The sequence below is a fragment of the Cysteiniphilum sp. GTC20157 genome (genome assembly GCF_055396795.1).
Genome location: NZ_AP044698.1, coordinates 2,502,052 through 2,508,673, shown reverse-complemented (window position 1 = coordinate 2,508,673; position 6,622 = coordinate 2,502,052). Strand labels below are relative to the sequence as shown.

At 33.0% G+C, this 6,622-nt stretch carries 8 protein-coding genes and 1 other RNA gene; 4 read left to right on the top strand and 5 right to left on the bottom strand.

Going from position 1 to position 6,622, the window contains the following annotated elements:
• Window positions 1-531 precede the first annotated feature (531 nt).
• Window positions 532-629, top strand: an RNA gene (gene ffs / locus ACZ5V8_RS11370) — signal recognition particle sRNA small type.
• 18 nt (window positions 630-647) lie between these two features.
• On the opposite strand, the gene ACZ5V8_RS11365 is transcribed toward ffs, so the two are convergent.
• Window positions 648-1,415, bottom strand: coding sequence for a glucosaminidase domain-containing protein (locus tag ACZ5V8_RS11365; protein ID WP_464217855.1), 768 nt, complete (start codon window positions 1,413-1,415; stop codon window positions 648-650).
• 145 nt (window positions 1,416-1,560) lie between these two features.
• Here ACZ5V8_RS11365 and pepD point away from each other — a divergent pair, with 145 nt between their 5' ends.
• The 3 genes from pepD to ACZ5V8_RS11350 all read left to right on the top strand — a co-directional run bounded on the left by pepD (window position 1,561) and on the right by ACZ5V8_RS11350 (window position 3,984).
• Window positions 1,561-3,036 (top strand): beta-Ala-His dipeptidase, encoded by a 1,476-nt coding sequence (gene pepD, locus ACZ5V8_RS11360; protein WP_464217854.1) that lies wholly within the window; start codon window positions 1,561-1,563, stop codon window positions 3,034-3,036.
• 318 nt (window positions 3,037-3,354) lie between these two features.
• Entirely contained in the window at window positions 3,355-3,543 is a 189-nt protein-coding gene (locus ACZ5V8_RS11355) for a type II toxin-antitoxin system HicA family toxin (RefSeq protein ID WP_440617535.1), read from the top strand.
• A gap of 12 nt (window positions 3,544-3,555) precedes the next feature.
• Window positions 3,556-3,984, top strand: a complete 429-nt coding sequence (locus tag ACZ5V8_RS11350) for a helix-turn-helix domain-containing protein (protein ID WP_464217853.1) — start codon at window positions 3,556-3,558, stop codon at window positions 3,982-3,984.
• Between the two features lie 2 nt (window positions 3,985-3,986).
• Here the strand turns inward: ACZ5V8_RS11350 and ACZ5V8_RS11345 are convergent, their stop codons facing one another.
• The 4 genes from ACZ5V8_RS11345 to ACZ5V8_RS11330 form a co-directional block, all read right to left on the bottom strand.
• On the bottom strand, window positions 3,987-4,367 hold the full coding sequence (locus ACZ5V8_RS11345) for a hypothetical protein (RefSeq protein WP_440617533.1): 381 nt from the start codon (window positions 4,365-4,367) through the stop codon (window positions 3,987-3,989).
• Window positions 4,368-4,436: 69 nt separating this feature from the next.
• Window positions 4,437-5,789: an AMP-binding protein gene (locus ACZ5V8_RS11340; RefSeq protein ID WP_464217852.1), complete on the bottom strand. Its 1,353-nt coding sequence runs from the start codon at window positions 5,787-5,789 to the stop codon at window positions 4,437-4,439.
• Complete coding sequence (locus tag ACZ5V8_RS11335) at window positions 5,786-6,367, bottom strand: COG4648 family protein (protein WP_464217851.1); 582 nt, start codon at window positions 6,365-6,367, stop codon at window positions 5,786-5,788. Before ACZ5V8_RS11335 ends, ACZ5V8_RS11340 begins: the two co-directional genes overlap by 4 nt.
• A complete protein-coding gene (locus ACZ5V8_RS11330; protein ID WP_440617530.1) occupies window positions 6,367-6,621 on the bottom strand; it encodes an acyl carrier protein in 255 nt (84 codons plus the stop codon). Before ACZ5V8_RS11330 ends, ACZ5V8_RS11335 begins: the two co-directional genes overlap by 1 nt.
• Window position 6,622: the final 1 nt, after the last annotated feature.

The following is a 6,622-nucleotide window of genomic DNA, read 5'->3' as shown; positions in this document are numbered from 1 at the left end:
ATCAAAGCTTTCACAGCATGCAATGCTTGAGATAAAAGTCTGTGGATAACTTTGTGGATAATGGTGTGAATTTGTTGTTAATTCCATTGTGAATAAGTATGTGCATAAGGATGTTCATATCCCTTTGGATTTTTTTGTGGAAAATTTTCACACAAGAGAAAAGAATTAAAAGTCCACAACCGATAAACAGAAAATGCACACCATTATCCACAAAAGTATACACAAGGGAAATCAATGTTTTAAAAGGCTTTCAGATAGTTTATCCACAAATATCCACAAACCAATAACAGAAAAAACAAATAAAAAATAAATTCTTTATTTAAAAAAAGGAAAGGGAAAAATAAAAAGGAAAGTGGATAAAAATAAAAAAGAGAAGAACTTAATAAAATTATTTATAAACAGATATAATAATCTCACTTTACAAACTGTGAATGTTTTATCAAAGTTAAAACGATTAAAAAGGTGATCTGTGAATTATTTCAAAATAATGATTGAAAAGACTTATGAAAATATGAATAATGGCAACCACTGGTTTGGTTCTCTTGCGACACTAGTTTATGAACCCCGTCAGATCCGGAAGGAAGCAGCGGTAATAGATGATGTGTGTGCCGAGATGTAAGCTAAACCAGTACTATAGCGCTTGTAAATCAGTTATATTGATATAAGTTATTGTAGTCCATGGTTGAAATAATACGTTTTTCATATTCACCATCTTCAAGCTCAGAATAATGCACTAAAGTTTTAATGAGATCTTTACCTGTTATTGGCTTATCCTCTTTGGTTAACTGTGAACGTAATACACGAAACGCTTGAAAATTAGTACCTGTATTCAGTAAGTTAAAATAAGATTGCACACTATCTTTAGGAGATGGGAAAACTTGAACTTCATTAATTGCACCCGTTCTACGTTGTTTAGGAACAATACCACAACCTTTGGTAAAGCAATGCTGACCAAAATAGTTATTACCATCAACAGCAAAGCGTGAGGTTCCCCAGCCAGTTTCAAGCGCTGCTTGTGCAAGAACCATGCTTGTTGGGATAGTATTAACTTTTATGAGTAAATCTTTAAGCGTTTGATTTAGTGAATTTTCATCAAAGTTAACTTTATATTGTTCACATAATTTAGATAAGTGATTTTGCTGACGCTTAGAAAGCTTTTTATTTTGACTAAGTATTGCAACCATACTTTCTAATGCCTGTCTTTGGTTTAAGACATCTTTTTGTACTTGATGAATAAATGGCAACATATAGTCAATAAATGCCTGTTTACGATCATTAACATTGGTAATTGCTTGAAAATCAGGCTTGGCTGTTATTTTATTTTCTGTATTTTTAGAGCAACTGGTTACTAAACAAGTTAAGCTAAGAGCTAAAAGTCCTGATATAGATAGTCGAAACAATGTTGTTTTTTTCATAATTACATCCTCTTATTATTCTCTCTATTAAGTCCTTAGCATAGACTATAACTGCTAATAAAGGTTGTTTGTGCTGCTTTTTTTATACTTATTCATCTGATAGACTGCGGTAGTTATTATTGTAAATAAAATACAGGGGAATACGATGACTGCAGCAGTTGATATGGTTAACGAATTAAATATAGAAACATTAAAAAATGAATCTATATGGCAATATTTCATCGAAATAACTCAAATTCCAAGACCGACATTCCATGAGGAAAAAATCAAAGCCTATTTATTGGCATGGGCTGAAAAAAATAACTTTAAAACGAAGATTGATCAGGCAGATAATATCGTGATTTATGTACCGGCCACAAAAGGCTATGAATCACACAAATCAGTTGTTTTACAAGCACATAAAGATATGGTTTGCGAAAAAAATGAAGACGTAATATTTGATTTTCTAAAGGATGGTTTAAAGCTCGAGATTATTGATGGTTGGCTTAAAGCTAAAGGGACAACATTAGGTGCTGATAACGGTATAGGCATTGCCGCAGCAATGGCAGCAGCGACAGATAAAGAGATCAAGCGTCCAGCGCTTGAGATATTAATTACCGCTTCAGAAGAAAGAGGGTTAATTGGTGCTAATAATTTAAGTAAAGACTTATTAACGGCCAATACGATGATCAATCTAGATACAGAAAGCTGGGGAGATATTTATGTCGGTTGTGCCGGATCACAGTCTGCGACAATGAGATTTAAAAATGAAACCATTGAGCAACCATCTTCACTTCAAAGTATTGAAATCATTATCAATGGTCTTAAAGGTGGGCACTCAGGTTTAGATATTGATAAACCACGTATTAATGCTGCCAAATTTATGAGTATGATGCTTGATGATCTCGATCAAAATTATTCATATAACATTAACGAAATCAAAGCAGGTAATCTACCAAATGCTATTCCACGCGAGGCTAAGGCTATTATTTCTTCTCAAGTTGAAGATATACCGCAAATAAAAGAAGCTTTAACCAATTACTATGATAACTGGTATGCAATTTATCAAAAAAATGAGCCTAATTTTGCATTAACAATCAACGAAGTAACAACGGCAAAAACGGCATTCAATAATGATTTAAAGCATCGTTTGTTAAATGTATTAACAAGTATACATTCAGGTGTCTTAGCGATGAGTACAGCGATGCCAAATCTGGTGGAGAGCTCAAATAATTTATCTTCAATTAAATTAAAAGATAATGATATTGTTATTACCGTTTACACGCGCAGTGATAATAATTTAGCGATCAATAATTTTATGCAATCCATCAAGCGTATAGCAACTCAAAATAATGCGATTTTTGACAAATCCCAACTATCCCCTGGTTGGAAGCCAGATATGAGCTCTAATGTGCTTAAAATTGCCAAAGAGAGCTATTTTGCACTCTATTCTAAAGAAGCGAATATCAAAGCGATTCATGCCGGTTTAGAGTGTGGTGCTATCGTTGATAAATACCCTCACATGGATATGGTTTCAATAGGACCAACGATAGAAGGTGCGCATTCGCCTGATGAAAAAGTCAAAATAGACACAGTTAGCGAGTTTTATCAGTTATTGAAAGCAATGTTAGAGCGATTATAGAATCAGTAGAAGAAGTAAGTAAAGGTGATCGTTGTGTAGGTGAGTCACTCTATGTGCTTGACGACATAAAGGTTATCTAAGGAGGGGAGGGAGGATGACGACCCACCTAACACATCTCTAGTATAGTAAAGGATTTTAAAAGTGTTAGTATTTTTATAAAAAAAGTGAAAATTTTTTCTCAATATAATAAAAACCTTGGAAATATAAGGTTTTCAGCATGATTAATGATAGGGATATAAAAGAAACTTAAACTATGAGATCTTGATTTGTAACATTTTTATGTTATTCTTAGGCAACCATAGTAATTTGATGATAACAATGCCTGTTTCTGGAAAAGATGTTTTAAAAACACTATTAAAAAATGGATGGGAATTACATAGAGTTAAAGGTTCTCACCATATTTTGATTAAATCAAGAGTAACAATAACCATCCCAGTGCATGGTAATAAAGACATGAAAATCGGTCTGCTTAAATCAATAGAAAAGCAAACTAAATTAAAATTTTAAGGTGGTAAAGAAATGTTAAAATATCCATTTAAAATTACTAAACATAGCGATGATGGAGAATATTACCTCATTGAATCTATTAATTATCAAGGCGGTTTTAGTCAGGCTGATACGCTTGAGGAAGCCTTTGAGAATGCACATGAAGTAATAGACTTACTTGTGGGTTATGCCATAGAGCAAGATAAAATTGAATTGCCAAAACAAGTAAAAGGCAAAGATATTTATATGATTGCGCCATCAATAGAGTACGCAATTCCAATTATGCTAAAGCAAGCACGGCAAGCAAAAGGTATGAGTGCACCACAAGTTGCTAAAGCGCTTGGTGTACCTTACCAAAATTATTGGCGTATTGAGAAAGGTGAGCGTAAAAATTTAACCATTAAAACCTTGCAGCGTGCTGCTGCAGTGCTTGGCTTAAGTCTTGATATTAGTTTTGTGTAATATTATTCAGGATAAATAACCGAATTTTTATGTTCATCATTCCAGATTTCTTGCTCGCTTAATGTTGTTTCAATTAACTCAATAGGCGCACCTTCGACTTCGATCATAGCAACTTTAAATCCTGCAAAAGGTTCATATACTGGCATAATAACTTTTTGGTCTTTAATGGCTTCAGCTAGACTATCCACTTTAAAAGCGACATGAGTTTTGGTCTGAATGAGCGGGTGCAAAGGACATCCTTCTTCAAATCGATGGTATTGAATACGAAAGGGATTGTGTCCCTTGGTTGTATACATTTTAAATGATGAGCTATAACGTTCATCAGTGTGTTTCTCTGTCGTTGGAATACCTATGTGATGATATTGATAGTTGATTTTAGACATGCTAGAAAATGGTGTTGTATAATTTTCAGCAAATAATAATAGGTTGATCTAAACTTGTAAACTGAAGTTTTAATATGTAAATAACTGCAAGATTGCCTCACGATCAATTTTACTTTGTGCATTAATAGGGATTTCATCACCATAACGAAAGGATTTTGGCAATAGTATTTTCTCAAACCAATGGCTTAAAAAGTGGCGTAAAGTGTTATTAAACTCAAAGGCAGTTAGATGATCTTTTTGCTCTTTACCTAATGTAGATAATACGATAAAAATACCAATATATTCGCGCGATTTTTCAAGTTTCAATGCATAACAATCATTAATCCAAGCGTGTTTCTTTAGGCGATCTTCAAGTTCATTTAATGACAGACGTTTATCTTCAAGTTTGACGATACGTCCTTTACGACCTTGTAGAATAAATTGATTAGGTTTAATCAATTCAATCACATCATCCGTATCGATAAATGGCTCAATGAAAGAGTCGGCATAAACACGCAATGTCTGATCTTTACTTTGTGTAATTTGCACATCATCAAAGCATTGCCAAAGTGGATCATTAAGTTGTTGGCGCCAAGCAATAATACCCGTTTCACTACTGCCTAAAATTTCAGTGACATTCATATGAAGATGAGCTTTTAGTTGTTGCGCTATTTCTGTTTTAAGAAGACTACCAGCACTGAAACAGGTAATTTTAGAAATATCTTTTTCAAACGTTAAACGCGATAATATCGCAGGACTTGAGATAAAAATAAACTGGTGATTTCTGGTAGTTAATTGCGCTAACTCCTCACTTAATTCAATGTGCTGACTATAAATAGGGCGTCCTGTTAAGGATGGCCAGAGAAAGTAAAAAACAAAACCATAGAGATGCTGATGATGGACACTGCTAATCACCATCTGTTCTTTATCAAGATTAAAAAAATTATTTAAGATATTAACCTCATTGATTAAATGCTTAAATTTCTTCGTGATTTTTTTAGGTTTTCCTGTAGAACCGGAAGTAAAAAATATAATATCCGCAGTGAACAGACTATCATTTATTTGATACATTAAGTTATCATTACGATTAAGTTCAATGGTTTTTTTATTAAAACAAAAGCATTGTCGCTGTTCATCAAAATGAAGTGTCGCAATATCTTCATTATTGGTAATATCCTCAAAAATACCACACCTATTATTAGGTGGTAATATAATCGACTTGTTAGTAATCAAGGCACTAAAAAAGCCAATATAGAAATGATAGATATTGTCACAATAGAGAATAATTGAAGTTTCTTTCTGTTGGCTTAAAAAATGCGCTAGTGGAAATATAATTTGTTTAATTTTGCCAAGATGTATTGGTAAGTTATTTTTTTTGCCATGGCAAAAAATGATTTTGTCATCACTTGATTTTTGAAATAAAACATTTAAGTAATCTTTCATTTGCTATTTTTTCTCTTAACAAAAATGCGCACAATAAATTCACAAACAAAAAACGCACCAATCAAAATATAAGAAACCAATCCATTATAGATTGTCCAAACATGCAATGAACTAAATAAAGCGCTATAGCAAGAAACTAAAGCGTTTAACATAAAAAAAACACACCATGCAATCGTCACTTTGCGTGTGTATGCACTGACAAAATGCGCTAGCGGTTTACGGGATGTTTTTTTGGCGAATTGATAAATAATATTCTCTTTTGCAAATAATGAAGCAAAAAAAATACTCAAAAAAGCAAGATTCATGGCAACAGGGTAAAGTTTAATAAAGACGATATTGAGTGACAGCATTGCTAATAAACTGATCGTAATACCAATACCTGAGAGGGTAAATAGCGCATATTTAGGCATGATATTATGATCGTTGTTGTGGCTAAAAATCGCTCGTAATCCAAAAAGGCAAAGAATAATTAAACTTAACCCTTGTACGGATAAAAACTGTATGCCAAAAAAAATGACAAAGGGATAGAGTAAGATAGCAATAGCGATGATAAGGGTAGTTAAGCTACGTAAGGACATTATTGCTTATTAATTTCTTGGTCAATGATTGTGACGATATCATTAACAGTTTTCACTGATTTAAATTCATCAGGTTTAAACTGTTTATCAGTTTTACTTTGCAGATAAACAATAAGATCTACCGCATCAATACTATCTAAATCAAGATCTTCATATAAGCGCGCTTCAAGTGTCACATCTTGTGGATTAAGCTCAAATAACTCAGCAAATATTCCCTGAAGTTCTTGGAGAATTTGTGCTTTTGATGTACTCATT

Bases quoted from the DNA above. Each gene is read 5' to 3' on its own strand.
- ACZ5V8_RS11365 (WP_464217855.1), bottom strand. From the start codon at position 1,415: ATGAAAAAAACAACATTGTTTCGACTATCTATATCAGGACTTTTAGCT.
- ACZ5V8_RS11350 (WP_464217853.1), top strand. From the start codon at position 3,556: ATGTTAAAATATCCATTTAAAATTACTAAACATAGCGATGATGGAGAA.
- ACZ5V8_RS11330 (WP_440617530.1), bottom strand. From the start codon at position 6,621: ATGAGTACATCAAAAGCACAAATTCTCCAAGAACTTCAGGGAATATTT.
- ACZ5V8_RS11335 (WP_464217851.1), bottom strand. From the start codon at position 6,367: ATGTCCTTACGTAGCTTAACTACCCTTATCATCGCTATTGCTATCTTA.
- pepD (WP_464217854.1), top strand. From the start codon at position 1,561: ATGACTGCAGCAGTTGATATGGTTAACGAATTAAATATAGAAACATTA.
- ACZ5V8_RS11340 (WP_464217852.1), bottom strand. From the start codon at position 5,789: ATGAAAGATTACTTAAATGTTTTATTTCAAAAATCAAGTGATGACAAA.
- ACZ5V8_RS11355 (WP_440617535.1), top strand. From the start codon at position 3,355: ATGCCTGTTTCTGGAAAAGATGTTTTAAAAACACTATTAAAAAATGGA.
- ACZ5V8_RS11345 (WP_440617533.1), bottom strand. From the start codon at position 4,367: ATGTCTAAAATCAACTATCAATATCATCACATAGGTATTCCAACGACA.